The 26,996-nt window shown below is 63.3% G+C and carries 23 protein-coding genes; 10 read left to right on the plus strand and 13 right to left on the minus strand.

Annotation, left to right across the window (positions count from 1 at the left end; translation table 11 throughout):
* Positions 1-7: 7 nt before the first annotated feature.
* On the minus strand, positions 8-943 hold the full coding sequence (locus tag ACWYRN_RS04185; RefSeq protein WP_488691279.1) for a LysR family transcriptional regulator: 936 nt from the start codon (positions 941-943) through the stop codon (positions 8-10).
* A gap of 96 nt (positions 944-1,039) precedes the next feature.
* Here ACWYRN_RS04185 and ACWYRN_RS04190 point away from each other — a divergent pair, with 96 nt between their 5' ends.
* Positions 1,040-1,945 carry a DMT family transporter gene (locus ACWYRN_RS04190; protein WP_488691281.1) on the plus strand — a complete coding sequence of 302 codons (906 nt, stop codon included), beginning with the start codon at positions 1,040-1,042 and terminating at the stop codon, positions 1,943-1,945.
* Between the two features lie 4 nt (positions 1,946-1,949).
* Here ACWYRN_RS04190 and ACWYRN_RS04195 read toward each other — a convergent pair whose 3' ends face one another.
* The 5 genes from ACWYRN_RS04195 to ACWYRN_RS04215 form a co-directional block, all read right to left on the minus strand.
* Entirely contained in the window at positions 1,950-2,165 is a 216-nt protein-coding gene (locus ACWYRN_RS04195; RefSeq protein ID WP_488691282.1) for a hypothetical protein, read from the minus strand.
* Positions 2,166-2,254: 89 nt separating this feature from the next.
* On the minus strand, positions 2,255-2,467 hold the full coding sequence (locus ACWYRN_RS04200) for a hypothetical protein (RefSeq protein WP_229438097.1): 213 nt from the start codon (positions 2,465-2,467) through the stop codon (positions 2,255-2,257).
* Positions 2,468-2,843: 376 nt separating this feature from the next.
* Entirely contained in the window at positions 2,844-4,718 is a 1,875-nt protein-coding gene (gene dxs, locus ACWYRN_RS04205) for a 1-deoxy-D-xylulose-5-phosphate synthase (protein WP_488691283.1), read from the minus strand.
* Positions 4,719-5,612, minus strand: coding sequence for a polyprenyl synthetase family protein (locus ACWYRN_RS04210; protein WP_488691284.1), 894 nt, complete (start codon positions 5,610-5,612; stop codon positions 4,719-4,721).
* Positions 5,609-5,851 carry an exodeoxyribonuclease VII small subunit gene (locus tag ACWYRN_RS04215; RefSeq protein WP_488691285.1) on the minus strand — a complete coding sequence of 81 codons (243 nt, stop codon included), beginning with the start codon at positions 5,849-5,851 and terminating at the stop codon, positions 5,609-5,611. Before ACWYRN_RS04215 ends, ACWYRN_RS04210 begins: the two co-directional genes overlap by 4 nt.
* A gap of 349 nt (positions 5,852-6,200) precedes the next feature.
* Between ACWYRN_RS04215 and ACWYRN_RS04220 the strand changes: the two genes are divergently transcribed.
* The 3 genes from ACWYRN_RS04220 to ACWYRN_RS04230 are packed head-to-tail and all read left to right on the plus strand — an operon-like array spanning position 6,201 to position 9,124.
* Positions 6,201-7,301, plus strand: a complete 1,101-nt coding sequence (locus ACWYRN_RS04220) for an aromatic ring-hydroxylating oxygenase subunit alpha (protein WP_229438101.1) — start codon at positions 6,201-6,203, stop codon at positions 7,299-7,301.
* 30 nt (positions 7,302-7,331) lie between these two features.
* Positions 7,332-8,264: a DMT family transporter gene (locus tag ACWYRN_RS04225; RefSeq protein ID WP_488691287.1), complete on the plus strand. Its 933-nt coding sequence runs from the start codon at positions 7,332-7,334 to the stop codon at positions 8,262-8,264.
* 8 nt (positions 8,265-8,272) lie between these two features.
* Positions 8,273-9,124, plus strand: coding sequence for a sulfurtransferase (locus ACWYRN_RS04230; protein ID WP_488691288.1), 852 nt, complete (start codon positions 8,273-8,275; stop codon positions 9,122-9,124).
* Positions 9,125-9,400: 276 nt separating this feature from the next.
* Here ACWYRN_RS04230 and ACWYRN_RS04235 read toward each other — a convergent pair whose 3' ends face one another.
* From ACWYRN_RS04235 to polA, 4 genes are all read right to left on the minus strand, one after another.
* Positions 9,401-9,952 carry a putative glycolipid-binding domain-containing protein gene (locus ACWYRN_RS04235; RefSeq protein WP_488691289.1) on the minus strand — a complete coding sequence of 184 codons (552 nt, stop codon included), beginning with the start codon at positions 9,950-9,952 and terminating at the stop codon, positions 9,401-9,403.
* Positions 9,953-9,996: 44 nt separating this feature from the next.
* Positions 9,997-10,731, minus strand: coding sequence for a ZIP family metal transporter (locus ACWYRN_RS04240; RefSeq protein WP_229438234.1), 735 nt, complete (start codon positions 10,729-10,731; stop codon positions 9,997-9,999).
* A gap of 124 nt (positions 10,732-10,855) precedes the next feature.
* Positions 10,856-11,740, minus strand: coding sequence for a dienelactone hydrolase family protein (locus ACWYRN_RS04245; RefSeq protein WP_488691290.1), 885 nt, complete (start codon positions 11,738-11,740; stop codon positions 10,856-10,858).
* A gap of 537 nt (positions 11,741-12,277) precedes the next feature.
* Complete coding sequence (polA, locus tag ACWYRN_RS04250; protein ID WP_488691292.1) at positions 12,278-15,025, minus strand: DNA polymerase I; 2,748 nt, start codon at positions 15,023-15,025, stop codon at positions 12,278-12,280.
* A 189-nt stretch (positions 15,026-15,214) separates the two neighbouring features.
* Here polA and ACWYRN_RS04255 point away from each other — a divergent pair, with 189 nt between their 5' ends.
* From ACWYRN_RS04255 to ACWYRN_RS04270, 4 genes are all read left to right on the plus strand, one after another.
* Positions 15,215-15,745, plus strand: a complete 531-nt coding sequence (locus ACWYRN_RS04255) for a hypothetical protein (protein ID WP_488691294.1) — start codon at positions 15,215-15,217, stop codon at positions 15,743-15,745.
* Between the two features lie 66 nt (positions 15,746-15,811).
* Positions 15,812-16,771 carry a homoserine kinase gene (locus ACWYRN_RS04260; RefSeq protein ID WP_488691296.1) on the plus strand — a complete coding sequence of 320 codons (960 nt, stop codon included), beginning with the start codon at positions 15,812-15,814 and terminating at the stop codon, positions 16,769-16,771.
* A gap of 12 nt (positions 16,772-16,783) precedes the next feature.
* Positions 16,784-17,557, plus strand: coding sequence for a BPSS1780 family membrane protein (locus ACWYRN_RS04265; RefSeq protein ID WP_488691297.1), 774 nt, complete (start codon positions 16,784-16,786; stop codon positions 17,555-17,557).
* Positions 17,558-17,599: 42 nt separating this feature from the next.
* Positions 17,600-17,809, plus strand: coding sequence for a hypothetical protein (locus tag ACWYRN_RS04270; protein WP_488691298.1), 210 nt, complete (start codon positions 17,600-17,602; stop codon positions 17,807-17,809).
* Positions 17,810-17,909: 100 nt separating this feature from the next.
* Here ACWYRN_RS04270 and ACWYRN_RS04275 read toward each other — a convergent pair whose 3' ends face one another.
* The gene (locus ACWYRN_RS04275; protein WP_488691299.1) at positions 17,910-20,222 is read right to left on the minus strand and encodes a UvrD-helicase domain-containing protein; all 2,313 of its coding nucleotides are present in this window, start codon (positions 20,220-20,222) and stop codon (positions 17,910-17,912) included.
* Between the two features lie 338 nt (positions 20,223-20,560).
* Here ACWYRN_RS04275 and ACWYRN_RS04280 point away from each other — a divergent pair, with 338 nt between their 5' ends.
* Entirely contained in the window at positions 20,561-21,106 is a 546-nt protein-coding gene (locus ACWYRN_RS04280; protein WP_488691300.1) for an SRPBCC family protein, read from the plus strand.
* 342 nt (positions 21,107-21,448) lie between these two features.
* On the opposite strand, the gene ACWYRN_RS04285 is transcribed toward ACWYRN_RS04280, so the two are convergent.
* Both ACWYRN_RS04285 and glf read right to left on the minus strand, forming a co-directional pair.
* Positions 21,449-23,527 carry a M13 family metallopeptidase gene (locus ACWYRN_RS04285; protein ID WP_488691301.1) on the minus strand — a complete coding sequence of 693 codons (2,079 nt, stop codon included), beginning with the start codon at positions 23,525-23,527 and terminating at the stop codon, positions 21,449-21,451.
* Positions 23,528-23,706: 179 nt separating this feature from the next.
* A complete protein-coding gene (gene glf, locus ACWYRN_RS04290) occupies positions 23,707-24,861 on the minus strand; it encodes a UDP-galactopyranose mutase (protein ID WP_488691302.1) in 1,155 nt (384 codons plus the stop codon).
* Positions 24,862-25,209: 348 nt separating this feature from the next.
* Here glf and ACWYRN_RS04295 point away from each other — a divergent pair, with 348 nt between their 5' ends.
* A complete protein-coding gene (locus ACWYRN_RS04295; RefSeq protein ID WP_488691303.1) occupies positions 25,210-26,988 on the plus strand; it encodes a DUF885 domain-containing protein in 1,779 nt (592 codons plus the stop codon).
* Positions 26,989-26,996: the final 8 nt, after the last annotated feature.

Genomic DNA, 26,996 nt, shown 5'->3' on the forward strand with positions numbered 1-26,996 from the left:
CAGGCCGCTATGAACCGCCCTGGGACAACTGGTCTTGTGTCGTCGTCTCGACAAGATAGTCGATAAACACCCTCACCTTCGGCGGCAGGAAGCGGTTCTCCAGGTAGACAGCGTATAGCTGGTCGCCTGAAAAGCCCTTTGGCGTCAGTTCGGGCAGCAGCTGCACGGCGGCGCCGCTGCGCAGGTCCTCGCCAACCACATATGTCGGCAGCAACGCAATGCCGCCGCCGCGCAGCATGGCCAGGTGCAGGGCCACGCTGCTGTTAGCGGCCAGGGCGCTGTCCACGTTCACATTTACGGTGCCACCAGCGTCTTCGAACTGCCAGGTCACCGGCGCACCGGAGGCGCCGAACGTCAGGCAGCGGTGCATTGCAAGGTCCTCGGTGCTCTGTGGCGTGCCGTGCTGTTCCAGGTAAGCCGGCGCCGCAGCCAGCACGTAGCGGATACCTGCAATCGGCCGCGCCACCACGCTCAGCGTGTCGATGCGCGAGGCCAGGCGCAGGGCGACGTCGATGTTTTCCTCGACCAGGTCAACGTAGCGGTCGGTCAGGCTGAGCACCACGCGGATGTCCGGGTAGCGCTCCATGAAGGCGGGCAGCAGGCCGGCCAGGCAGGTGGTGCCGAAGGCCATCGAGGCACTTACGCGCAGCGTGCCGCCCGGGCCGGTCTGCAAACCGGCGGCAGTGGCTTCCAGCGCGCGCGCTTCTTCCAGCAGGCGCAGGGCGTTCTGGTAGATGGCGCTACCGGCTTCGGTAAGGCCCAGCTTGCGTGTCGAGCGGTTCAGCAGTTTGGCGTGCAGGTTCTTTTCCAGGTTGGCGACCTGCTTGCTGACGTTCGCCTTGGTCGTGCCCATCTGGCGCGCGGCTTCGGAAAAGGAACCGCTATCGACCACCCTGACGAAGGTCCAGACATCGGAAAAGTCGCGCGGCTGCATTTCGCTCATCGTATCGCCTTTGGAAACAATCGGTTGCCCATTCGATGGATTGTATCGCAGCAGTATCCGGCCTAAGCTGGCAGGATCAATCTACCGGAAAAAACGATGACCACGCTCAGGCTTGCCTCACCCGCCGTTTCCACACTGGCCCGCATCACCGGCCTGGCTTTGCCCCTGCTCTTCATTGCGATGTGGAGTTCGGGCTACGTGGTCGGCAAGCTGGCCGTGCCGTATGCCGGGCCGTTCACGCTGCTGGCGATCCGCTTCGGGCTGGCCTCATCCGTGCTGCTGATCGTGGCGCTGGCGGCGCGCGCGCCCTGGCCGGCGAACCGCAGGCAGTTCGGGCACCTGGTGGTGGTCGGCCTCCTGATCCAGGCGCTGCAGTTCTCGGGCCTGTACACGGCGCTGAAGTTGGGAGTGTCGGCGGGCGAATCGGCGCTGATCGTCGGCACCATGCCGGTGTTCACGGCGCTCGGTGCGGCGGTCGTGTTCGGCGAACGGCTTGGTGCAAAACAGTGGCTGGGGATGGCGGGCGGCGTGATGGGCGTGGTGCTGGTGGTGTGGCACAAGCTGGGCATTGGAAGCGCTGGCGTCGGGGCCTACGCGGCGGCCGTGGTGGCGCTGGCCGGGGTCACGCTCGGCACGCTGTACCAGAAGAAGTTCTGCGCCGGGATGGACTTGTGCACTGGCGGCTTCGTGCAGCTGGCCGTGGCGACGCTGGTGGCGCTGCCCCTGTCGCTGTTCGTGGAAGGCTTCGATGTGCGCTGGACGCCGGCGATGCTGTTTGCGTCGGGCTGGCTGGCGACCGTGAATTCGATCGGCGCGACCAGCCTGCTGTTCATCATGATGCGCAAGGGGGAAGCGAGCAAGGTGGCCAGCCTGTTCTACCTGATCCCGGGCGTGACGGCGCTGATGGCGTTCGGGGTGCTGGGCGAAACCCTGAGCGCGATGACGCTGGCGGGCTTCCTGGCGACGGCGGGTGCGGTGTACCTGTGCACCCGCACGCGTTGAACGATTATGGAATGTCGCCGGTGCCGTCCCAGCCGTCGCACATCGCGGCGCACATGCTCATGCGGTGTCCGCAATAGTTGAGGGTGAAGTTACCGCGCGCCAGGCAATCCTCGTACTGGTCCCAGCAGGTCTGGAAGCAGGTGGCGTAGTCGGTGTCGGCATGGGCGTAGGAAGCACTCAGGCCGAGTGCGAACAGGAACAGGCCAATTTTCTTTTTCAATTCGATTCTCCCTTGGGATCGAGACGAAACAAGGCGCGGCTACCGCCATGAGGTGCGGCTGCCGCCGTTTTCCTGCTGTGGAAAGCGGGTCAAGGAATCGGGCCGTTGCCGTCCCAGCCATCGCACATCGCCGAGCAGACGCTCATGCGGCTCTGGCAGTAGTTGGGGGTGAAGTAGCCGCGCGACATGCAGTCGACGTATTTGGCATGGCAATCCAGGATGCACGCCGTGTCATCGTAGGCATAGGCGTAGGATGCACTCAGGCCGAGTGCGAACAGGAACAGGCCGAATTTCTTTTTCAATGCAATTCTCCCTTTGCGGTCAAAGACGATTTGCTGCGCGCGGCGGCTGTTGTCTGGGACGGCCGCCGGCTTTCCTCTTTTGCGGAAACCGGGCCTGTTTATTGTTGGCTTTGCGACAAAGTTATCGTGGATTGGGGGGCGGACGAACTAGTAGAGTTGAGAGGTGGATGGGTACAGTAGCCGAAGACACGTTTCGACATTCAGACGTGCTATACCGCGTGGGCACAGGTGCCCACCCTACTCCTTCGCCGACGTACGTGACTTCGGTTTGGTAGGGTGGACACCTGTGTCCACGCGGTCGTACACGTGCACACCGCACCATCGGCAAAAAAAACGGCGCCCGAGGCGCCGCTTCTTCATCGAGCCAGAACAGCGTTCAGCTCTTCACCGCCACCAGCCGCGGCTCGCCCGCGATACCGAAGCGCGCACGGATCGACGCCGCGATGCCCTTGGCATCCAGGCCCACCGACGCCAGCAGCGCCGCCGGATCGCCCTGGTCGATGAATTTGTCGGGCAAGCCAAGAATGAGCAGCGGCTTGACGATGCCCGCTGCCGCCATCGCTTCGGCCACGGCCGCACCGGCGCCGCCCATCACCGCGCCCTCTTCCACCGTCACCAGGTAGTCGTGGTCGGCCGCTAGCTGCTTCACCAGCTCGACGTCGAGCGGCTTCACGAAGCGCATGTTGGCGACCGTGGCATCGAGTTCGCCGGCCGCGCCCATGCTCGGCGCCACCATCGAGCCGAAGGCAAGGATGGCCACGCCCTTGCCCTGGCGCTGGACTTCGCCTTTGCCGATCTCGATCGAGGTCAGCTCTTCCTGGATCGCCGCACCGATGCCGGTGCCGCGCGGATAACGTACCGCCGCCGGGCCCGGATAGTGGTAAGCGGTGGTCAGCATCTGCCGGCACTCGTTCTCGTTCGACGCCGCCATGACCACCATGTTCGGGATGCAGCGCAGGTAGGCCAGGTCGTAGTTGCCCGCGTGGGTCGCACCATCGGCGCCGACCAGGCCGGCGCGGTCCAGGGCGAAGGTCACGTCCAGGTTCTGCAGCGCCACGTCGTGGATCAGCTGGTCGTAGGCGCGCTGCAGGAAGGTCGAGTAGATCGCGACCACCGGCTTCATGCCCTCGGTGGCGAGACCGGCGCCGAAGGTCACCGAATGCTGCTCGGCAATGCCGACGTCGAAATAACGCTCCGGGTACTGCGCATGGAAGCGCACCATGCCCGAGCCCTCGCGCATCGCCGGCGTGATGCCGACCAGGCGCGAATCGACGGCTGCCATGTCGCACAGCCAGTTGCCGAAGACTTCGGTGTAGGTGATCTTGCTTGGGGCGGTCGCCGGCTTGATGCCCTCGGTCGGGTTGAACTTGCCGGTGCCGTGGTACAGGATCGGCTCGGCCTCGGCCAGCTTGTAGCCCTGGCCCTTCTTGGTCACCACATGCAGGAACTGCGGGCCCTTGAGCTTCTTGATGTTTTCAAGGGTCGGGATCAGCGAATCCAGGTCGTGCCCATCGATCGGGCCGATGTAGTTGAAACCGAATTCCTCGAACATCGTGGCCGGGACCACCATGCCCTTCGCGTGTTCTTCCAGGCGGCTCGCCAGTTCGCGCAGCGGCGCCGGCAGCACGGTCTTGCCGACGCTCTTGGCCGCGGCGTAGAACTGGCCCGACATCAAGCGCGCCAGGTAGCGGTTCAGTGCGCCCACCGGCGGCGAGATCGACATGTCGTTGTCGTTCAGGACCACCAGCAGATTGCAGTCTTCCTCGACGCCGGCATTGTTCAGGGCCTCGAAGGCCATGCCCGCGGTCATCGAGCCGTCGCCGATCACGGCGATCGCGTGGCGCTGCTCGCCTTTCAGCTTGGCGGCGGCGGCCATGCCGAGTGCGGCCGAGATCGAGGTCGACGAGTGGGCGGTGCCGAAGGTGTCGTATTCGCTTTCATCGCGCTTCGGGAAGCCCGACAGGCCGTTCAACTGGCGCAGCGTGGGCATGCGCTCGCGGCGGCCGGTGAGGATCTTGTGCGAGTAGGTTTGATGGCCCACGTCCCACACGATGCGGTCATGCGGCGTCTCGAACACGTAGTGCAGCGCGATGGTCAGCTCCACGGTGCCGAGGTTGGACGACAAATGGCCGCCGGTCTTCGAGACCGAGTCGAGCAGATACTGGCGCAGTTCGCCGGCCAGCGGGGTCAGTTGCGTGCGCGGGAGCTTGCGCAGGTCCGACGGGTCGTTGATGGTGTCTAACAGGTTCATTTAGGCCTTCCGCTGCACGATCAGGTCCGCGAGTTCGCGCAGCCGCTGTGCTTGTTCTCCGAATGGCGCCAGCGCATCGTGCGCCTCGCGCCGCAATTGTTCGGCCAGCGCCTTCGAGGGCTCCAGTCCGAGGATCGACACATACGTCGGCTTGTTGTCGGCCGCATCCTTGCCGGCGGTCTTGCCGAGCGTGGCCGAATCGGCCGTCGCATCCAGTACATCGTCCACGACCTGGAACGCCAGCCCTACTGCCTTGGAGTAGGCCTTCAGGGCTTCAAGTTCCGCAGCGCCCAGGTCCTTGCCGCACAGGGCACCGAGCAGGACCGATGCGCGCAAAAGTGCGCCGGTTTTCAGCTGGTGCATGCGTTCGAGCTGTTCCAGGCTCAGGGACAGGCCCACGCTGTCGAGGTCGATCGCCTGGCCGCCGCACATGCCGGCGGAACCGGCGGCTTCGGCCAGCAGGCGCAGCATCTTGATGAGGCGCGCTGGCGGCAGCGCCTCGTCGCCGGCCAGCACCTCGAAGGCGCGCGCCTGCAGCGTGTCGCCGACCAGCAGCGCAGTCGCTTCGTCGTAGGCCACGTGGACGGTGGGCTTGCCGCGGCGCAGGGCGTCGTCGTCCATGCAGGGCATGTCGTCGTGCACCAGCGAATACACGTGGATCATTTCCAGCGCGCAGGCGGCGCGCGCCAGCGAGGCGGCATCGGCGCCGAACAAGGCGCCGCTGGCATACACCAGCAGCGGACGCACGCGCTTGCCGCCGCCGAGCGCGGTGTAGCGCATGGCTTCGTGCAGCTTGGTGGGCTCGGCATCGGCCGCGGGCAGGAAGCGCGACAGCGCATCTTCGACGTCATGCTGGACGCCTGCCATCCAGTCGGCGAACGGCGCCGCGCTCATTGCGCGCCCTCGTCGCCGCTGAACGGTTTCAGCATGTCGCCTTCCAGCACCTTGACCTGGGACTCCACCTTGTCGAGCTGGGCAGCGCAGTATTTCACGAGTTCGGATCCGCGTGCATAGGCGACCACCGAGGCTTCCAGCGGCAATTGCCCTGCTTCCATCTGCGAGACGAGCTGGGCCAGTTCGGCCATTGCCGCCTCGAAGGACTCCGGTGCTCCCACGTTTGAATTATTTGCCATAGTTACTTGTTGTGTTGGGCCAGCGATCCCGATATGACACAAGGGGTGCGCCATGGGGAAGCCTAATCGCGTATTTTAGAACAATCCTTACCCCAGAGGGGTCCGCGCGAATGCTGAGCTAATTGCACGACCGTTCACATTTTAACGCACCCACCCTGAACACCATGAAAACGATGCCTTTCCGGCAATTCCTGTGCCTCTGCGCACCACAACCGCGTGCCGGTCCGAGACTGTAGAGCTCGTTCCACGGTATAATCGCCGGTTCTGTCCGAAATACCGTATTTCCGCACACTAAATACTGGTCTTTGGATTCTTTCTCTTCTTTAGGTCTCGAATAAGGGGGGTTGGGATGTCCGATCTGGCTACCCACGCCAAGCTGGCGCGCTCGTGCGCTCAGCTTCCGGTAAATGTTTACTTTGACGATGCGCTGCTGCAGCGCGAGATCCAGCAACTGTTTCGGCAGGGGCCGCGTTACGTCGGCCATGAACTGATGGTGCCGGAGATGGGCGACTTCGCCACCCTGGCATCGGAAAACGAAGGCCGCATGCTGGTGCGTAACGCCAACGGCATCGAGGTGCTGTCCAACGTCTGCCGCCACCGCCAGGCGCTGATGTTCAATGGCCGCGGCAATGCCAACAACATCGTGTGCCCGCTGCACCGCTGGACCTACGACCTGAAGGGCGAACTGATCGGCGCGCCGCATTTCGCGGAAACGCCCTGCCTGAATTTGTCGAAGACCACGCTGCAAAGCTGGAACGGCCTGCTGTTCGAGCAGAACGGCTACGACGTGATGGACAAGCTCAAGGAGATGTCGGTCTCGAAGGACCTCGATTTCTCGGGCTATCTGTTCGACCACGTCGAGATCCACGACGTCGACTACAACTGGAAGACTTTTATTGAAGTCTACCTGGAGGATTACCACGTCGAGCCCTTCCACCCGGGCCTGGGCAACTTCGTGTCCTGCGACGACCTGAAATGGGAATTCGGCCGCGACTTCAGCGTGCAGACCGTGGGCGTGAACCGCGGCCTGCAAAAGGCCGGCTCGCCGACGTACAAGAAGTGGCAGGAAGCCGTATTGAAGTTCAACGGCGGCAAGGAGCCGAAGCAAGGCGCGATCTGGCTCACGCTCTACCCGAACATCATGGTCGAGTGGTATCCGAACGTGCTAGTGGTGTCGACCCTGTGGCCACTCGGCCCGCAAAAGACGCGCAACGTGGTCGAGTTCTACTACCCGGAAGAGATCGCCCTGTTCGAGCGCGAACTGGTGGAAGCCGAACGCGCCGCCTACATGGAAACCTGCATCGAGGACGACGAGATCGCCCAGCGCATGGATGCGGGCCGCCGCATCCTGATGGAGCGTGGCGTCAACGAGGTCGGGCCGTACCAGTCGCCGATGGAAGACGGCATGCAGCACTTCCACGAGTGGTACCGGAGCAAGATCGATCTCTAAGCAGTAAAGTAGTCTCAACCCAGGAATGTAATGCCTTCACTCTGGATGCTGTTCGCCAGCTTTGCGTTTGCCGCCATGGGCGCGGGCGTGAAGCTGGCTTCCGAGTTCTACACCACCTCCGAACTCCTGTTCTACCGCGGCCTGATCGGCGCCGTCATCCTCTTCATGATCGTGCGCCATCGCGGTGGCACCTTCCGCACGCCCTTCCCGAAAGCCCACCTGTGGCGCAGCGCGGTCGGCGTCACCTCGCTCTGGCTGTGGTTCTTCGCCATCTCGAAACTGCCACTGGCCACCGCCATGACCCTGAACTACATGGCGCCGATCTGGATCGCGGCCTGGATGTTCCTGCTGGGCTGGTGGACCAAGACCAAGCACGCCGAATGGCCGCTGGTACTGGCCGTGGGCGCCAGCTTCTTCGGCGTGACCCTGGTGCTGCAGCCGGCCGTGGAATCGAACCAGTGGCTGGGCGGGCTGGCCGGCCTCTGTTCGTCGGTCATCTCGGCGATGGCCTACATGCAGGTGCGCAAACTCGGCCAGATGGGCGAGCCGGAGTACCGCGTGGTGTTTTATTTTTCGGCGACGACCGCGGTGGCCGGGTTCGTCGGCGTGGTCAGCGGCGATGGCGCGGGCACAGGGTTAAACTTCACGCCCTTCCATAGCCACACGCTGTACGGCGGCCTGCTGCTGCTGGCGATCGGCGGCGCGGCCCTGATGGCGCAGATGGCCATGACGCGCGCCTACCGCGTCGGCAAGGTGCTGGTGGTGGCGAACCTGCAGTACACCGGTATCGTGTTTTCCAGCATGTGGGGCCTGCTGCTGTGGGGCGACCGCTTCGACTGGCACGTGTGGCTGGGCATAGCCGTGATCCTCGCGTCCGGTATCGCGGCGACGTTCTACAATACGCGCAGCACGGCGCGCGGCGCCGTCACCGAAAAGACCGATCCCATCGCCAGCGAACTGTGAGGCCTGCCATGTACACGACCCTGATTTCCGCCGCCGACCTGGCTGCGCATATCGATGCACCTGATTGGGTGATCGTCGATTGCCGGCATGACCTCGTCAACCTGGCGTATGGACGCGAAGCCTATGCGGCCGGGCATTTGCCGGGAGCGGTGTTCGCGGATATGGAAACCGAGTTGTCGGGACCGAAGCGTGGCGAGGATGGCGTGTTCAAGGGGCGGCATCCGCTGCCGTCGAAGGAAGCGCTGGTCGAGATCTTGCGTGGCTGGGGCGTGAACGCCGGCACCCAGGTCGTGGCCTATGACGCGCATGGCGGCATGTACGCGGCGCGTTTGTGGTGGCTGCTGCGCTGGCTCGGGCACGAGAAGGCGGCGGTGCTCGATGGCGGGCTGCCGGCGTGGCAGGCGATTGGTCAGCCGGTGGTCACCGACGTTGTCAGTAAGCCGCGTGGGTCGGTCGAAGTGGGTGCGCCGTTCGTGCCGACGGTGACGGTGGCCGAGGTGCTGGAGAATATCGAGAGCGCGAAACGCACGGTCGTGGATGCGCGCGCGTCAGATCGTTTTCGCGGCGAGAACGAAACGATCGATCCGGTCGGCGGGCATATTCCGGGGGCGACGAATCGCTTCTTCAAGGACAACCTGCAGCCTGATGGGCGCTTCAAGGCGGCCGAGCAGCTGCGCGAGGAATTCGGTGCGGTGATCGGCGCGCCGGCCGACGCGATCATGCAGTGCGGGTCGGGGGTGACGGCGTGTCACAACCTGCTGGCGCTGGAGGTGGCGGGCTTGAAAGGCGCGGCCTTGTATCCGGGGTCGTGGAGCGAGTGGAGCAGCGATCCGTCGCGGCCGATAGCAACGGGCTCATAATTCGTAGGGTGGGTTCTCGAACCCACCGGCGTATTCTCGGTTCACATATGGTGGGTTCAAGAACCCACCCTACGAACTAACCCGATCGAAATCGTAGGGTGGGCACTTGTGCCCACGCGGTTGTACTTTCGCATACCCCACTGCTTCGCGAAGCGCTTCGACTATCTGCCGTAGTACCGCGTGGGCACAAGTGCCCACCCTACCAACCCGTAGGGTGGGTTCTCGAACCCACCGGACGTATTCTCGGTTCACACATGGTGGGTTCAAGAACCCACCCTACGCGCGTTTGAACAGGCCGGGATACAGTTCGACCAGGCCATCATCGTCGACCCGCAGGTCTGCCCTGAAATCGCTGCCCAGGCCCTCGAAGCGATACGCGTTCATGGCGCGCCGCGTGTACGCCTGCCGCGCCTTTTCCACTTTCAGTTCGGGAATCCACACCCAGGCCACGTCGATCACCTGCCGCTCGCCTAGCGAGTCGCCCAGGCGCCGGATCGGTAGCGTGTTGGTAAAGCAGCTGGCCGTCAGGTCGATGTCGATGCAGCCGGCCAGCGCCTCGATGACTGCGCCATCCCCGCCCCGCCACTGCCCGTCGCCATCGGCAAACAGTTCGAGATGCCCGCCGCCGGCCACGTCGACGATGGCATGCCGCACGCGCCAGGCAGCGTCGCAGGCGATGCGGTAGCTGGCGCCGTAGGGTTGACCACTGCGCTCGCCGTAGCGCCCGCCGATCACCACGCCCTGCGCGATGACGCCTTCGTTCGTCTGTCGGAGTACCAGGTGTTCGAGACCGGAGCCGGTCTCGGGAATCCAACGATAGCTTTTCATGGCAAGCCCCTCGCATCAAGTGCGGCCGGGCCAGCCTCAATGCATCAGCGCCCGGTCAGGAAGAGCACAATGATAACGCCAAGCCCGATCAACAGCACCTGCGGCACCGATTCCTTGACGGTTGCGCGGCGCTGCATCTGCGGCATCAGGTCGCTCACGGCAATGTAGATGAAGCCCGACGAGGCGAACACCAGCACATACGGAATCAGCCCGCTGGCGCGGTCCAGCGTGAAGTAGCCGAGCAGGCCGCCGGCCACGGCGAGCAGGCTGCACAGGAGATTAAACACATACGCACGCATGCGCGAGAAGCCGGCATTGAGCAGCACGATGAAGTCGCCGATCTCGGTCGGGATCTCGTGCGCGACGATCGCCAGCGCGGTAACGATGCCCAGCTCCGGATTGGCCAGGAAGGCGGCCGCGATCAGGATGCCGTCGGTGAAGTTGTGCATGCCGTCGCCGATCAGGATCATCCAGCCCGACTTGCCGGCCTCCCTGGCGTCGTGGCCGTGCGCGTGGTGGTGGCCGTCGCCCTCGTGGTGGTGCGAGTGGCGCAGCAGCGCCAGCTTTTCCAGCATGAAGAAGGTGAGCAGGCCCGCCAGCAAGGTCGCGAACAGCTTCTGCGGACTCGCGTCGGAATCGAAGGCTTCCGGCAAGGCATGCAGCAGCGACGTCGACAGCATGATGCCGACGGACAGGCTCACCAGCCGCTCCACCATTTTGGAGAGCAGCGTGAAGGAGAACAAAGCCGCGGCCGAGATGCTGACGACGCCGGCGATCAGGGTCGCCAGCAGGATGTGGATGAGAATCGGGTCGATTTGAAGCCTCTTGTTCTGGACGTGCTGCGCGTAGCAAACCGGGCATTGTACCCGCACAGGCCGCTACGCGCGTTTCCAACGCCCGAACTCAGGCCACGCCGTGCTTGGCGAACCAGTTCAGCGCGCGCTTCCAGCCATCCTTGGCATCGGCTTCGTTGTAGCTCGGACGGTAATCCGCGTGGAAGGCATGGCCCGAATTCTGGAACACGACGATCTCGGAGCGGCTGTTACCCTTGGCCAGCTCGGTCTTCATGCGCTCGACCGATTCCAGTGGAATGCCGGTGTCCTTGCCGCCGTACAGGCCCAGCACCGGCACCTTCAGGCCCTGCGCCACGTCGACCGGGTGCTTCGGCGAGTTCGCCGTGGCGTCGCCCGTCAGGCGGCCATACCAGGCCACGCCGGCCTTGACCTTCGGGTTGTGCGCCGCGTACAGCCAGGTGATGCGCCCGCCCCAGCAAAAACCCGTGATGCCCAGGCGCTCGATGTCGCCGCCGCGCTGCCTGGCCCAGTTGACCACCGTGTCGAGGTCGGACATGACCTGGGCATCCGGGGTCTTCGAGATGATGTCCTTCATCAGGTCGGCGATGTTCGCGATCTTGGTCGGGTCGCCCTGGCGCACGAACAGGTCCGGCGCAATGGCCAGGTAGCCGGCCTTGGCAAAGCGGCGCGCCACGTCCTTGATGTGCTCGTGCACGCCGAAGATTTCCGAGATCACCAGCACCACCGGCAGGTTCGAACGCCCTTCCGGCTGGGCACGGTAGACCGGCACGTCCTGGCCGTTGATGACGATGATGTGGTCGCCGGCGGACAGGCCGCTGGTATCGGTCTGGATCATGGATTGCGCCATGACCGGCAGGGTCGCGGCGGCGAAACCGCTGCCGACGGCTGCCTTCAGGAACACGCGGCGGTCGACGCCGTCTTCGAACGCGGTCTTGGCAACCAGGCTGTCGCCGTCTTGTACGAGATCCTTCATGTGCATCCCTTTCGGTCATGAGTTGTAAGGCTGACTATCTTACAGCGACTGGGCGGCTTGCGCTCTGGAACGCAATCGCGTGCGCAAACGGCCTGCGCGCCACTTTCGGCAGGACGTTTGCGCCTGGCTAGAAGGCGGGAATCCGGCATCGCCTATAGTCGCTGGCTGATCGCTTGCGCCTGCCTGGCGTGGCAGTTTTCAAGGAGAAACCTGTATGGCGTGTTTCCGCATCTTTCCGTGCGCGGGCCTGGCCGCGCTCGCCCTGGCGCCTGCTAACCTGAGCGGTTCATCGGAGACAACTGGCACGACTCCGGCCGCTTACGCCTGGGCATGCGAAGGGATGGCGGCAGACGAGCCGGCAACATCGGCCATGCTGCTCGGTGGCGCCTTGATCCTGATGATCGCAGGGCGAAGCCGGCGTTACTGACCTTCGCTCAGCCGCGACGCTGCGTGCCGACAGGCTGTTATGGACTCGGCTTCAAAGCGCCGATCCGGACGCCCACGCATATCGAAGAGGCCGAACCTGAGCGCGCAAGCTCAGTGCGCTTCCTCCCAGTTGCTGCCGACACCGGTCTCGGCCACCAGCGGCACCTTCAGCTGCGCCACGCCCGCCATCAGCTCCGGCAGCTTCTGCTTGACCAGTTCCAGCTCCGCTTGCGGCACCTCGAGCACCAGTTCGTCGTGCACCTGCATGACCATGCGCGTGCCGAGCTTTTCGCTTTCCAGCCAGCCCTGCACCGCAATCATCGCCAGCTTGATCAAATCGGCCGCCGTGCCTTGCATCGGCGCATTGATCGCCGCGCGTTCGGCCCCGGCACGGCGCGGACCGTTCGGCGAATTGATCTCCGGCAGCCACAGGCGTCGCCCGAACACGGTCTCGACGTAGCCGCGCGACTTGGCCGCCAGCCGCGTTTCGTCCATGTACTGCTTCACGCCCGAGAAGCGCGTAAAGTAGCGGTCGATGTAGTTGGCCGCCGCCGAACGCTCGATCTGCAGGTTCGCCGCCAGCCCGAAAGCGCTCATGCCATAGATCAGGCCGAAGTTGATCACCTTGGCGTAGCGGCGCTGCTCGGACTGCACCTCTTCCGGCGGAATGCCGAAGATCTCGGCGGCCGTGGCGCGGTGGATGTCCTCGCCTTCGGCAAAGGCGCGCAGCATCGCTTCGTCGCCCGAGAAGTGCGCCATGATGCGCAGCTCGATCTGCGAATAGTCGGCCGAGACGATCACGCTGCCCGGCGGCGCAACAAAGGCTTCGCGGATGCGGCGGCCTTCGGCGGTGCGCACGGGAATGTTCTGCAGATTCGGATCGTTCGAGGCCAGGCGCCCGGTGATCGCCACCGCCTGCGCGTAGTTGGTATGCACGCGGCCGGTGGACTGGTTGACCATCTTCGGCAGCTTGTCGGTATAGGTCGACTTCAGCTTGGCCATGCCGCGGTGTTCCAGCAGCACTTTCGGCAGCGGGTAATCCTCGGCCAGCTTTTGCAGCACTTCTTCGTCGGTCGATGGTGCGCCGGTGGCGGTCTTCTTGATGACCGGCAGTTGCAGCTTGCCGAAGAAGATTTCGCCGATCTGCTTCGGCGAGCCGAGGTTGAACTGGCCGCCGGCCAATTCATAGGCCTGCTGCTCGAGCTCCATCAAGCGGGCCCCGAGTTCGCGCGACTGCTTGTCCAACTTCTCGACGTCGATCAGCACGCCGTTGCGCTCGATCTTCTGCAGCACGATCTGGGTCGGCAGCTCGATCTTTTCGTAGATATGGGTCAGGCCGGCATTCTCGAGCACGTGCGGCAGCATGGTCTGGTGCAGGCGCAGGGTGATGTCGGAATCCTCGGCCGCGTATTCCTTGGCGCGCTCGAGCTCCACCTGGTCGAAGCAGATCATGTTGGCGCCCTTGCCGCACACGTCCACGAAGGGAATCGTGGTGTAGCCGAGGTGGCGCATCGCCATCGTGTCCATGTCGTGCGGCTTGTGCGATTCGAACACATACGACTGCAGCAGGGTGTCGTGGACGATGCCCTGCAGGGTGATCCCATGGTTGTTGAAGATGTGCATGTCGTACTTCAGGTTCTGGCCCAGCTTGGGCTTGGCGGGATTTTCCAGCCAGGAGCGCATGCGTTCCAGTACCTCTTCGCGCGGCAATTGCTCCGGCACGCCGGCATAGCGGTGCGCCAGCGGGATGTAGGCGCCCTTGCCTGCTTCCACCGACAGCGAGATGCCGACCATTTGCGCCGTCATTGGTTCCAGCGAGGTGGTTTCGGTATCGACCGAAGTCAACTCGGCCGCATCCACCAGGGCCAGCCATTTGTCGAGCTGCTCCCAGGTGGTCACGAGTTCGTACTCACCCTTGATGATCGGCATGCCCGGCAAGGTGTCTTGCGCGCCTTCCGGCGAGTTCAGGCCCGGGGCGGCCGGCGCACCCACGCCGGGGCCTTGCGACAGTTCGCGCAGCATGGTCTTGAAGCCATAGCGCTGGAAGAACTCGCGCAGGGCGTCCTTGTCTTCCGGACGGCCGACCAGGCTTTCCTCGATCGACACCACGTGGTTCACCAGGTCGCAATCGGTCTTTACGGTGATCAGTTCGCGACCCTTGGGCAGCCATTCCAGTGCGGTGCGCAGGTTTTCGCCCACGGCGCCGCCGATGCTGTGCGCGTTTTCCATCACGCCGTCGAGCGAGCCGTGCAGGGCCAGCCATTTCAGCGCCGTCTTCGGGCCGCACTTGCTCACGCCCGGCACGTTGTCGACGGTGTCGCCGATCAGGGTCAGGTAATCGATGATGCGGTTCGGCGCCACGCCGAACTTGGCCAGCACGCCGGCTTCGTCGAGCTTTTCGTTACTCATCGTGTTGATGAGCATGACCTTGTCGTTGACCAGTTGCGCCAGGTCCTTGTCGCCTGTGGAAACGATGGTGTTCATGCCCTTGGCGGCGGCCTGCACGGCCAGGGTGCCGATCACGTCGTCGGCTTCCACGCCCTCGACCATCAGGATCGGCCAGCCGAGGTGGCGCACTGCTTCGTGGATGGGAGCGATCTGCTTGCCCAGGTCTTCCGGCATCGAGGCGCGCGTTGCCTTGTACTCAGGGTACATGTCGTCGCGGAAGGTCTTGCCTTTGGCATCGAACACGCAGGCAATGTAGGCGGCCGGATAGTCGGCGCGCAGGCGGCGCAGCATGTTGACCATGCCGTGCATGGCGCCGGTCGGGAAACCGTCGGGGCTGCGCAGGTCGGGCAAGGCGTGGTAGGCGCGGTAGAGGTAGCTGGAACCGTCAACCAGGAGCAGGGTATTTTGCATAGGAAATTTGGTGAAGCCGGCCAGGGGCCAAAGTGGGAGCCATTATCGCAGAATCCGCCATGAAGAAAGCACAACGCTGCCGTGACTGTTCCTTCTATATGGGGACACATCCGTGGAACACACGGCACACTTTTCACAGGGAACGGTATCTGTTTGTTACAATGGTCCAAACGATACAAGGTGATCATCATGTCGCGCACAACTACCCGCTTTGCCAGTCTGTCATTCGCCCTGCTTGCCTGCGCCGGCACCGCCGTGGCGCAACAGGCCGGTGTTGGTCAAACTGCGGGGCAAACGGCACAACCGCCGGTTACCGAACGCATCGAGCCGGGCAGCGATGTGCCGTCCACGACCATCGAACCGCGCCGCGGCACCCAGATTACTGAAAAGCGCGGCAACGACGGCAACGTCACCGAGATCGAAGTGCAAAGCGGCCGCAGCAATTACATCCTGCGTCCGAACACCGCGCCCGGCAATGCCCAGCCCGGCGACGCCCAGAGCAGCGGCTTCCGCGCGCCGCAATGGAAAGTCATGGAATTCGACCTCAACGCCAAGAAAAAGGCGGCCGGCGCCGAGGCTGCCGAGGCCGCCGCAAACGACGCTACCCCGGCAAAGCCGGCCAGCGGCGCTCCTGCCGGCAAGGTACCGCCAGCAACGGTGCCGATGACCAGGCCGGCCGACATTCCGCCGCCGCCGCCCTTGCCTGCCAACGGCCGCTGAACCAAGCACCGCGGGGCGCACGACGCCTCGCACCCTCCGCATCGACCTTTTCTTGTTGCTCCCACGATGGCAGTCTTCACCGCGGTCACACTGGATGACCTCACCCAGTGGATCAAGCAGTTTCCCCTTGGCCAGGCTTTGGCGCTCGACGGCATCGCCTCCGGCATTGAAAACAGCAATTTCTTCCTGACGACCGAGCGCGGCGACTACGTGCTCACCGTTTTCGAGAACCTGGATTTCGACCAGCTTCCCTTCTACATCCAGCTGATGCGCCACCTGGCCGAGCGCGGCATTCCGGTGCCGGCGCCGGTGGCGAACGCCGACGACGAGCTGGTGGTGGCCCTGCACGGCAAGCCGGCCGCCATCGTCAGCAAGCTGGACGGCAGTTCGCAGATGGACCCGCAGCCCGTGCACTGTGCGGAAGTCGGCGCCATGCTGGCGCGCATGCACCTGGCGGCGCAGGACTTTCCGCTGAGCCAGCCCAACCTGCGCGGCCTGGACTGGTGGCGCGCCACCGCGCCGGCCGTGCTGCCTTACCTGTCCGCCGACAACGCCCGTCTCTTGCGAGAAGAAATTGCCCTGCAAGAGGAACATGCCGCCAGCCCGGCCTATGCGCGCCTGCCGCGCGGCCCGGTGCATGCCGACCTGTTCCGTAACAACGTGATGTTCGTCGGCGATAAACTGACCGGCTGCTTCGATTTCTATTTTGCCGGCGTCGACACCTGGCTGTTCGACCTGGCCGTCACCGTCAACGACTGGTGCATCAACCTGGCCAGCGGCCGTCTCGACGACGCGCGGGTGCGCGCCCTGCTCGACGCCTACCGCGCCGTGCGCCCGTTCACCGCAGACGAAGCCGCCGCCTGGCCGCTGCTGCTGCGCGCTGCCGCGCTGCGCTTCTGGCTGTCGCGCCTGTACGATCTGCACGTGCCGCGCGCCGCCGAGCTGCTGACGCCGCACGACCCCACCCATTTCGAGCGCATCTTGCGCGAACGTATTGCCAGCCCGGCGCCGGGATTGGCAGCCTGAACAATGAATAACATGCCTGCAAACACCGGCTGGATCTGGTTCAAGGAAGGCGTCGGCCTGTTCCGAAAGCAGCCCGCCGCCCTCACCACCCTGCTCTTCGCCAATATCCTGTTCGCCGCCGTGGTCGGCGTCATTCCCGTGCTGAGCGTGGCCACGAACGTGCTGATCCCCTCGCTCTCGATGGCGGTCATGATGGCCTGCCTGATGATCGAGAACGGGCAGCGCGTCACGCCCGCCGTGCTGCTGACGGGTTTCCGCCAGCCGGTGCTGCTGCGGCTGTGCAAGGTCGGCCTGATCTACGTAGCCGCCTGGCTGGTGCTGGGCTTGCTCGAACGCGTGCTCGTCGATCCCGCGATCTACCAGCAGATACCGCAGTCGCTCGAGATGAAAGACGCCCAGCAGGCGCAGGTGCCGTTCGGGGCAATGCTGACCCTCATGTTCATCCGCACGATGTACATCGTCACGCTGATCGCCCTGGCCTTTGCCGCGCCGCTGGCCTACTGGCAGCAGATGGGGCCCGGCAAGGCCGTGTTCTACAGTTTCTTCGCGGTATTCAGGAACCTGCGCGTTTTCCTGGTGCTGCTGCTGTCCTGGTTCGGGATCATGTTCGCGGTCTTCATGACCCTGCTGATCCTGCTCGGCGGCGGCAAGGCCGCATTCGTCGCCGTGACCTGGGTGGCCTTCCTGTTCATGCTGCTGCTGCAGTGCGCGCTGTACGCCGCTTACCGCCACATCTTCGGCAAGCCGGCCGACAGCGACGCCAAGCCGGTTAACCTGAGCAAATAAGCTTTTTATTCTTGTCGTGACTACAAGTACAAAGGAATGCGCATGCGTTTGCTGAGTTTGCTTCTGGCGTTGGTTCTGACCATCGGCGGCCTCTACCTCGCCATGGTGGGCGGCCACAGCGCACTCGACGCCTTCAGTGCATGGAGCGACAGCCAGCAACGCATGGCAAGCGGCGCCATGGCCGTGTTCACCGTACTCATGGTGGACATCGGCGGCATTCTCAGGCGCCGCCAGGCTGGCAGCGACGCCTGATCGATCTCCTAGACGCAGCGAAATTAGCCCAGCTTACGAAGCTGCAACAATCGTAAGCCGGGCTAATTCAGGCCGTACATGGCATTCGTTGGCCTTTAGCCTAGCGCGACACGCGCTCCAGCTTGGCCACCGACAAGTCGAGCACCTTCACGCCGGCCGGCCCGAAGTTGATCTGGGCCCGCGCCGCACCCGCCCCGCCTTCGATATTCACGATCACGCCTTCGCCAAACTTGGCGTGCGCCACGGTTTCGCCGATGCGCCAGCCCGAGCTGCCGCCCGACTTTTGCGTGATCTGCTGGGCGATCTTGTTGTCGCTGCCATTCCGGAAAGCAGCGTCGTCCCAGGCGGTGGCCGCCTTCTTGTTGGCGAACCAGTGGCCCTGCACGCGCGGCGACAGCCATTTCAGCGATTCTTCCGGCAGTTCGTCGAAGAAGCGCGACTTCATGTTGAAGCGGGTCTGGCCATGCAGCATGCGCTGCTGGGTAAAGCTCATGTACAGGCGCTTGCGCGCGCGCGTGATCGCCACGTACATCAGGCGCCGCTCTTCGTCCACGCCATCGAGCTCGCGCGAGCTGCTTTCGTGCGGGAACAGGCCTTCTTCCAGGCCGGTGATGAAGACGGCGTCGAATTCCAGACCCTTGGCCGAGTGCACGGTCATGAGTTGCAGCGCGTCCTGGCCGGCCTGGGCCTGGGCGTCGCCGGCTTCCAGCGAGGCGTGGGTGAGGAAGGCGGACAGCGGTGACATCACGGTAGGCAATGGCGCCTCGGCATCGAGCACCTCGATGCCGTCCTGGCTGACGATGGCTTCGCCGGCCTGCGGCAGCGCCTGTGGGCCGAGGTGGGCTGGCGCCGCCACGCCGAAACCTTCTTCCTGCACGAACTGGGTCGCCGCATTGACCATCTGCTCCAGGTTTTCGATGCGGTCGGCGCCTTCCTTTTCCTTTTTATAGAACTCGATCAGGCCGCTGCGCTCCAGTACCACGCCCACCATTTCCGGCAGCGGCAGTTGCTGGGTTTCGAAGCGCGCGCCTTCGATCAGCCGCACGAAGCCGCCCAGCGAGGTGCCGGCCTTGCCGGTCATGTAGGGCACGGCCGCGTACAGCGAAATGCCGTAGCTGTCGGCCGCCATCTGCAATTGCTCGATCGAACGGGCGCCGATGCCACGGGTGGGGAAATTCACCACGCGCAAAAAGGCCGAATCGTTATGCGGATTGTCCATCAACTGCAGGTAGGCAATCGCGTGCTTGACCTCGGCGCGCTGGAAGTAGCGCAGGCCGCCGTAGACGGTATACGGCAAGCCGGCCGCGAACAGCGCGTGCTCGATCACCCGGCTCTGGGCATTCGAGCGGTACAGGATCGCCACTTCCCTGCGCGGCATGCCGTCGGCCACCAGGCTCTTGGTTTCCTCGATGATCCACTGCGCTTCTTCGAGGTCGGACGAGGCTTCGTACACACGCACCTGCTCGCCCTGCCCCATGTCGGTGCGCAGGTTCTTGCCCAGGCGCTTGGCGTTGTTAGCAATCAGGAAGTTGGCGCTGTCGAGGATGTGGCCGTAGGAGCGGTAGTTCTGCTCCAGCTTGATCAGATTCTGGACGCGGAAATCGCGCTCGAAAGCCTGCATGTTGCCGACATTCGCGCCGCGGAAGGCGTAGATGCTCTGGTCGTCGTCGCCGACGGCAAAGATGGCGCCGCCGCCTTCTTCGGAATGGCCGGCCAGTAGCTTCAACAGGTTGTACTGCAAATCGTTCGTATCCTGGAACTCGTCGACCAGGATGTGGCGGAAACGCATCTGGTAGTGGTGGCGCAGCGGCCCGTTGCGCGACAGCAGTTCGTAGGCGCGCAGCAGCAGCTCGGCGAAGTCGACCACGCCTTCCTTGTGGCATTGCTGGTCGTAGAGTTCGTAGAGCTCGATCATGCGCCGCTCGATCGGATCGTTCGGCTCGAGCTGGCCGGCGCGCAGGCCCTGGTCCTTGGCGTTGTTGATGTAGTACATCAGCGCCTTGGCCGGGTATTTTTCGTCGTCGACGTTGTGCGCCTTGAGCATGCGCTTGATCAGCGACAGCTGGTCTTGCGAATCGAGGATCTGGAACGACTGGGGCAGCGCCGCATCCTTGTAATGGGTGCGCAGCAGGCGGTTGCACAGGCCGTGGAAGGTGCCGATCCACATGCCGCGCGTATTGATCGGCAACATGGTCGACAGACGCGTCAGCATCTCCTTCGCCGCCTTGTTCGTGAACGTCACCGCGATGATGCCGGCCGGCGATACCTGCCCGGTCTGGATCAGCCAGGCGATGCGCGTGGTCAGCACACGGGTCTTGCCCGAGCCGGCCCCCGCCAGGATCAGCGCGCTCTGCGAAGGCAGGGTCACGGCCGCGAGTTGTTCGGGATTGAGGTTGTGAAGGAGGTTCTGCATGCGGCCATTATACCGTTGCGGTGTACTGTATGCCCATCCAGTCGCAGCGAAAGCACTCCCATGCTGATCAAAATGTTACTGTCGAATAATTCTACATTCCATGCAGATCCTGGCCAGCGCGGCGCCGCAAGCTCGCCTGAGCCGGCCATGCTTTCCTGGAACGGCAGCCAAGGCCGCCGTTTTTATTTTCTCCAGGAAAATCAAAGGCTTCCGATAGCTCAGCCGTATCGGCATGCAGCCCTCCCGCGCGCCCCTTGTTCCGGATTTGGCTTAACTTAAGTGCAAATACGCGAAGGGATCGCGTGGACCACTACGACCCAACTTCAAGGAGGATCACAATGCTGAATCGAGTTGTTGCAGTTGCCGCACTGGCCGTCGGCGGGATGTTGCTGTCGAAAAAGATCAAAGGAAAACAGGATTCGAGCGGCAGCTCGGCCATTATCGAAGCCATCGAAGTGAACGTGCCGGATAGCGTTGCCTATAACCAGTTCACCCAGTTCGAAGACTTCCCGCAGTTCATGAAGAGCGTCAAGGAAATCCGCCAGCTCGACGACAAGCGTTTGCACTGGAAAGCGAATGTCGCCGGCGAAGACAAGGAATGGGATGCCGAAATCACCGAGCAAATCCCGGACAAGCGCATCGCCTGGCGCAGCATCGGCGGCGTGCGCAATGGCGGCGTGGTCACCTTCCACAAGATCTCGGACAACGTCACCCGCGTGACCCTGCAGATGGATTACGAACCGGAAGGCGTGCTCGAAAAGATCGGCGACGCCCTGGGCGCAGTGCGCATGGAAGCGCGCAGCAACCTGTCGAATTTCAAGGAACTGCTGGAAAAGCGCGGCTCGGAAACGGGCGCGTGGCGTGGGAAGATCAACCAGCACTAAGTGTATGGTTGAAAAAGAAAACGCCACCTGAACGGTGGCGTTTTTTTGGCCGCGCCGTTTCCCGTACGGTGGGCACTTTGTAGTGCAGGCATTTAGCCAGCCCTACTGCCCACGCGGTTACCTGCGCATCCTTGCACCGCTGGCTACGGCATATCGCTCGTATCATCGAACGAAACCCGGAACGTGTCGTCGTTGACGTTCAATACATATTTTACGAGCGACAGTTCACGGCCAACACATCAAGCATAAGCACGTAACCGCGTGGGCAGTAGGGCTGGCTAAATGCCAGCACTACAAAGTGCCCACCGTACGGTCACGGCCGCAGGCCGAGATCGGGCCCTATCACCACACCCGGCACCGCTTCACCGCCGCCATCGGCTGGCCCGGCTTGCAGTTGAAGGCCTTTTCAAACTCCGGCATGTTGATCACGACGCCATTCACCCGGTACTTGCCCGGCGAATGAGGATCGGTCGCGGCCGACACGCGCAAGTTTTCCGGCCGGTCGTTTTCGCAAGCCCATTGTGCGAAGCCGACAAAGAAACGCTGCTCCGGCGACAGCCCATCGCGCGGAGGCTGGGCCTGCTGCGGCATGCTCGCCATCTGCGTCTTCCACGCCATCCAGCCCAGGATCAGGCCGCCGAGGTCGGCCACGTCTTCGCCCAGGGTCAGCTTGCTGTTGATCTTGATGTCGTCGACCACCGTGTACTGGGCGTACTGGTCGACGATGCACTGGGCGCGCTCCTCGAAGGCCTTGCCGTCCTTCTTGGTCCACCAGTCCTTCAGATTCCCCTTTGAATCGAACTGGCGCCCTTCGTCGTCAAAGGCGTGGGTCAGTTCGTGGCCGATGGTGCCGCCGGTGTTGCCGTAGTTCGGCGCGTCATCCATCTTCGGGTCGAACAGCGGCGGTTGCAGCACGCCGGCCGGGAAGTTGATGTCGTTCATCTGCGGGTTGAAGTACGCATTCACCGTCGGCGGCGTCATCAGCCATTCGGCGCGGTCGAGCGGCTTGCCGATCTTGGCCAGCTGGCGCCGGTTCTCGAAGGTCGTGCCGCGCACCACGTTGCCGGCGAAATCATCGGGTTTCACCTCGAAGGCCGAGTAATCGCGCCAGGTGTCCGGGTAGCCGATCTTGTTGACGATGGTATCGAGCTTTTCGCGGGCGCGCTGCTTGGTTTCCGCGCTCATCCACTCGAGCGAGTCGATGTCCTTCGCCATCGCCTCTTCCACCTGGCGCGTCATGTGCAGCGACTTCGCCTTCAGTTCCGGCGAAAAGGCGCGGCTGACGAATTCCTGGCCCAGCGCTTCGCCCAGCTGGTGGTCGACCAGCTGCACACAGCGCTTCCAGCGCGGCTGTTGCTTTTCCACGCCGCGCAGGGTCTGCATGTAGAAGGCGAAATGCGGCTCGTCGAACTGCGGCGACAGGGCCGGCGCCATGTCTTGCAGCACGTGCCAGCGCAGGTAGGTCTTGATGGCGGCCAGGTCCTGGCTCTTCAACTGCTTCGCGAATTCCTTGAAGAATTTGGGCTCGGTGACATTGAAGTCGTTCACATCGGACTGGCCGACGGCGGCCAGGTAAGCCTTCCAGTCGAAGCCGGGCGTCATCGCCTGCACCTGCTTCAGGCTGGCCTTGTGGAACAGCTTATAGGGATCGCGCTGCTCGACGCGGGTCAGCGATGCTTTCGCCAACGCGGTTTCGATGCGCATCACGGTGGCGGCCGAGCGTTTCGCCACTGCCTCGCTCTCGCCGGCCAGGGCGAACATGGTGGCCACGTGGGCTTCGTATTTGCTGCGCAGGGTTTTGGAGTGGGCGTCGGTCTTCACGTAGTAGTCGCGGTCCGGCAGACCCAGGCCGCCGGCGCCGGCAAAGGCGATCACGCGGGTCGAGTCGCCGAAGTCCTGGTTCGAGCTGAAGCCGAAGAAGAAGTCGTCGCTCGACAGGCCCAGGTGCAGCGCGGCCAGCACCTGCGGCAAGTCGCGCGTCGACTGCATGGCGTCGATGCGTTCCATCCAGGGTGCCAGCGGCGCGGCGCCGCGCTTGGCGATCGCGGCTTCGTCCATGCAGGCGCCGAAGTAGTCGCCGATCTTTTGCTGGGTGGCGCTGCGGCCTTCCTTCTGTTTCGCCAGGCCGTCGAGGATGCCCCACAGGTAGCGCTGGTTGTCCTGCGCCAGCTTGCTGTACACCGACCAGCGCGCCTGGTCGCTCGGGACCGGATTGTTCTTCATCCAGCCGCCGCAGGCGTACTGGTAAAAGTCGACGCAGGGATCGGCGCTCTTGTCCATCGAGCGCACGTCGAGGCCGGGTGTGTAGGGGAAGGTGCTAGCCGGCTGCTCAGCCTGGGCGGGTTCGGAGGTTTGGGCAGAGGCGAACGCGGCGGCGCCGGCGAGCGAGATGCCCAGGGCGATACGGGTGAGGTGACGCATGGGAAGATTTTCCGAAAAGTTGAATACGCATGCTGACACATAAATATTGCCTAAGCAACATCAAACGCGGGACCGCCCCCGCGTTTTGCCGGCGCCCATGGAAAAAAGCCGCTGCCCATGCAGGCAGCGGCTTCATCGATGCTTTTCCAGCCGGCGAACAAGGCCGGCTGTTGCCCTTGTCAGGCCAGCGGATCGATCACGAAGGCCGGCATCTTGCCGTTGCCGTTCGCCGTTTCCAGGAACTTGTCGGACGTGATCAGCGCTTCGTTGATGGTGACGTCCATGTCGAGGTAACGGTAGGTGCCCAGGCGGCCGACGAAGGTGACGTTCGGCTCGTTCTGCGCCAGCTTGACGTAGCGTTCGAGCTGTTCCTTGTCGCGCGCCATGCGGATCGGATAGTAGGGAATGTCGTTTTCGCCGCACTGGCGGCTGAATTCCTTGTACAGGACCGTGCCTTCGTGCTGCTCCCACGGCGAAAAGTGCTTGTGCTCGGTGATGCGGGTGTAAGGCTGTTCGTCGTCGCAATAATTGACGACGGCATTGCCCTGGTAGTCGCCGGTGTCGCGGAACATTTCGAAGTCCAGGGTGCGGTAAGGCAGGCGGCCTTCCACATGGCCGAACCAGGCGTCGATCGGGCCGCTGTAGAACACGTGGTCGTATTCCGATTTCTGGGCCGGGTCGAAGCGGGTGTTCAGGTGCACGGTAACGTTATCGACCTTCAGGATGTTTTCCACCAGCGCGGTGTAGCCTTCGGCCGGCATGCCCTGGTACTTGTGGTTGAAGTAGTTGTCGTCGTAGTTGAAACGCACCGGCAGGCGCTTCAGGATGCTGGCCGGGAGTTCCGACGGCTGCAGGCCCCATTGCTTGACGGTATAGGTCTTGAAGAAGGCTTCGTACAGATCGCGGCCGACGAAGCGCAGGGCCTGGTCTTCGAAGGTTTGCGGGTCTTCGATGGTCTTGTCGCCCAGCTCGGCCAGGAATTCCTGGGCTTCCTTCGGACGCAGGGTCTTGCCGAAGAACTGATTGATGGTCAGCAGGTTGATCGGCAGGGTGAACACCTGCTTGTTGGTGATGGCCTTGACGCGGTTCACGTAGGGCTTGAACTCGGCGTAGCGGTTCACGAATTCCCAGGCGCGTTCGTTATCGGTATGGAAGATGTGGGGGCCGTACACGTGCACCATGACGCCGGTTTCGGCATCGCGTTCCGAGTGGCAGTTGCCCGCGATATGGGGACGCGATTCGAAGATGGTGACTTTGTGGCCGGCTGCAGCGAGCTGGTTGGCGATGACGGCTCCGGAGAACCCTGCGCCGACAATGGCGATATTCTTTGTCATTTGCTTTCCTAAATGTTTATGTGCCATCTCTTACGGCGGTATTGACCCCGGCGTCCGCATGTTGTTATTCGCCTGGCTTGCCGCTCAACAAGGAAAACTAGCGGCCCCAGCTGTTGGACGCGGCTGCCAGGGGCAGGCCGTGATCAGGACGATTATACGGAGTTGTGCATTTTTGCTATGTTCGATTGAGTACACGACGTATTTGTGCAACAGACAACATTTCGTTTTTTTGCACATGCATATGAGCAATGAAATGGTGTATGCAGGCATACTGGCGGGCATGGCATGCGCATGCCGCCTGGTGCACTGTGCAATGCATTCGAGTCCAACCGTCAAAAGGAGTAAACGTTGTCTACCCGTCCGCTGGTCCGTACCGTCCTGAGCAGCCTGGTCGCTGCCGCCCTCGCCTTCCCTGCCGCCGCCTTCGCTGCCGAACCGGCATGGGTCACCAAGAGCAACGACAACGCCAAGGTCTTGTTGAACGTGCTGGCCAAGTATTCGCCGGAAGGCGCCAGCAACCTGGGCGTGGAAGGCTACGATGAACAGATCACCGACATGTCGCGCGACCAGTTCGAGGCCACCAACAAGGACCTGCGCGCCGCTATTGCCGAATACCAGAAGCGCCTGAAAGCCGAGTCCGATCCGAAGGTGAAGCAGGACCTGGAAATCCTGATCAACAAGGCCAACGACCAGATCCGCACCGCCGCCCTCGACCGCAAGTACTTCATGCCCTTCATCGACCTGACCGGGATGATGTTCGGCGTGATGCGCGCCACGCTCGACCCGCGCATCCCGAAGGAACGCCAGCAGACCCTGCTGGTGCGCCTGGAGAAGTACGCCGGCCTGGCCAAGGGTTACCGCCCGGTCACCGACCTGGCGCACGAGCGCCTGCAGGAGCGCCTGAAAGCCAACAAGAATCTGCTCGGTCCGTACAAAGGCGAAATCGAGCAGTCGCTGAACGATGCCCCGACCCTGATCAAGGGCATGCGCGACCTGCTGGCCAAGAGCGGCCTGCAAGGCTGGGAGAAGAGTTTCGGTACGCTGGAACAACAGCTCACCGCCTACAACGCGCGCCTGAAGGCCGAGCTGCTGCCACGTGCCCGTACGGACCATCGCCTGCCGGCCGAGGTGTACGCCAACAACCTGCGCGAGTTCGGCGTCGACATCAGCCCGCAGGAACTGATCGCCAAGTCGCTGACCTCGTTCGCCGAGATCCGCAACCAGATGCAGATCACGGCCGGCCTGATCGCCAAGGAACGCGGCTTCAAGGATGCCGACTACCGCGCCGTGATGCTGCAGTTGAAGAAAGACCAAATTCCGCTCGATAAAGTGATGCCGATCTACGCCCAGCGCCTGGCATCGCTCGAAAAAGCCGCACGCGAGCAGCAGATCGTGACCCTGCCCCAGCGCAAGGCCGTGATCCGCCTGGCCACCGCCGCCGAGAACGCCCAGCAGCCGGCCCCGCACATGAGCCCACCGCGCCTGATCGGCAACACCGGCGAATACGGCGAATTCGTGCTGACCACGGGCATGCCGCCTGACGCTTCGGGCAAGACCATGGTGTTCGACGACTTTACCCACGAAGCCGGGACCTGGTCGATCACGGCGCACGAAGCACGTCCGGGCCATGAACTGCAATTTGCCAAGATGATCGAGACCGGCGTCTCGACGGCGCGCGCGGTGTTTGCCTTCAACAGCGTCAACGTGGAGGGCTGGGCCCTGTATGCGGAAGCGGAAATGCAGCCTTACGAGCCGCTCGACGGCCAGTTGTTCGCCCTGCAGGCCCGCGCCATGCGCGCCGCCCGCGCCTTCCTCGATCCGATGGTGAACCTGGGCGAGATTACCCCCGAGGGCGTGAAGGCCTTCCTGATGTCGGATGTCGGTTTGTCGGAGGGTATGGCGACCCAGGAAATGCAGCGCTACACCTTCCGCGCGCCGGGCCAGGCGACGTCTTACTTCTACGGCTACCAGCGTTTGATGGAAACGCGCCAGGCGGCCGAGGTAACGCTGGGCGACAAGTTCAATCGCCAGAAATTCAACGACTTCGTGCTGGCCCAGGGGCTGGTGCCGCCAAGCCTGTTGCGCAAGGCGGTGATGGAGGAGTTTGTGCCGGCGATGCGCAAGTAAGCCGTATA

Source organism: Massilia sp. BAP21, assembly GCF_057801335.1.

Excerpts from the sequence above, each read along its gene's own strand:
- ACWYRN_RS04210 (WP_488691284.1), bottom strand. The coding sequence starts at position 5,612 with ATGAGCGCGGCGCCGTTCGCCGACTGGATGGCAGGCGTCCAGCATGAC.
- ACWYRN_RS04285 (WP_488691301.1), bottom strand. The coding sequence starts at position 23,527 with ATGCGTCACCTCACCCGTATCGCCCTGGGCATCTCGCTCGCCGGCGCC.
- glf (WP_488691302.1), bottom strand. The coding sequence starts at position 24,861 with ATGACAAAGAATATCGCCATTGTCGGCGCAGGGTTCTCCGGAGCCGTC.
- ACWYRN_RS04230 (WP_488691288.1), top strand. The coding sequence starts at position 8,273 with ATGTACACGACCCTGATTTCCGCCGCCGACCTGGCTGCGCATATCGAT.
- ACWYRN_RS04245 (WP_488691290.1), bottom strand. The coding sequence starts at position 11,740 with ATGAAGGATCTCGTACAAGACGGCGACAGCCTGGTTGCCAAGACCGCG.
- ACWYRN_RS04260 (WP_488691296.1), top strand. The coding sequence starts at position 15,812 with ATGGCAGTCTTCACCGCGGTCACACTGGATGACCTCACCCAGTGGATC.
- ACWYRN_RS04275 (WP_488691299.1), bottom strand. The coding sequence starts at position 20,222 with ATGCAGAACCTCCTTCACAACCTCAATCCCGAACAACTCGCGGCCGTG.
- ACWYRN_RS04190 (WP_488691281.1), top strand. The coding sequence starts at position 1,040 with ATGACCACGCTCAGGCTTGCCTCACCCGCCGTTTCCACACTGGCCCGC.
- ACWYRN_RS04220 (WP_229438101.1), top strand. The coding sequence starts at position 6,201 with ATGTCCGATCTGGCTACCCACGCCAAGCTGGCGCGCTCGTGCGCTCAG.
- ACWYRN_RS04215 (WP_488691285.1), bottom strand. The coding sequence starts at position 5,851 with ATGGCAAATAATTCAAACGTGGGAGCACCGGAGTCCTTCGAGGCGGCA.
- ACWYRN_RS04185 (WP_488691279.1), bottom strand. The coding sequence starts at position 943 with ATGAGCGAAATGCAGCCGCGCGACTTTTCCGATGTCTGGACCTTCGTC.
- ACWYRN_RS04255 (WP_488691294.1), top strand. The coding sequence starts at position 15,215 with ATGTCGCGCACAACTACCCGCTTTGCCAGTCTGTCATTCGCCCTGCTT.
- ACWYRN_RS04280 (WP_488691300.1), top strand. The coding sequence starts at position 20,561 with ATGCTGAATCGAGTTGTTGCAGTTGCCGCACTGGCCGTCGGCGGGATG.
- ACWYRN_RS04225 (WP_488691287.1), top strand. The coding sequence starts at position 7,332 with ATGCCTTCACTCTGGATGCTGTTCGCCAGCTTTGCGTTTGCCGCCATG.
- ACWYRN_RS04270 (WP_488691298.1), top strand. The coding sequence starts at position 17,600 with ATGCGTTTGCTGAGTTTGCTTCTGGCGTTGGTTCTGACCATCGGCGGC.
- ACWYRN_RS04265 (WP_488691297.1), top strand. The coding sequence starts at position 16,784 with ATGCCTGCAAACACCGGCTGGATCTGGTTCAAGGAAGGCGTCGGCCTG.
- polA (WP_488691292.1), bottom strand. The coding sequence starts at position 15,025 with ATGCAAAATACCCTGCTCCTGGTTGACGGTTCCAGCTACCTCTACCGC.
- ACWYRN_RS04235 (WP_488691289.1), bottom strand. The coding sequence starts at position 9,952 with ATGAAAAGCTATCGTTGGATTCCCGAGACCGGCTCCGGTCTCGAACAC.
- dxs (WP_488691283.1), bottom strand. The coding sequence starts at position 4,718 with ATGAACCTGTTAGACACCATCAACGACCCGTCGGACCTGCGCAAGCTC.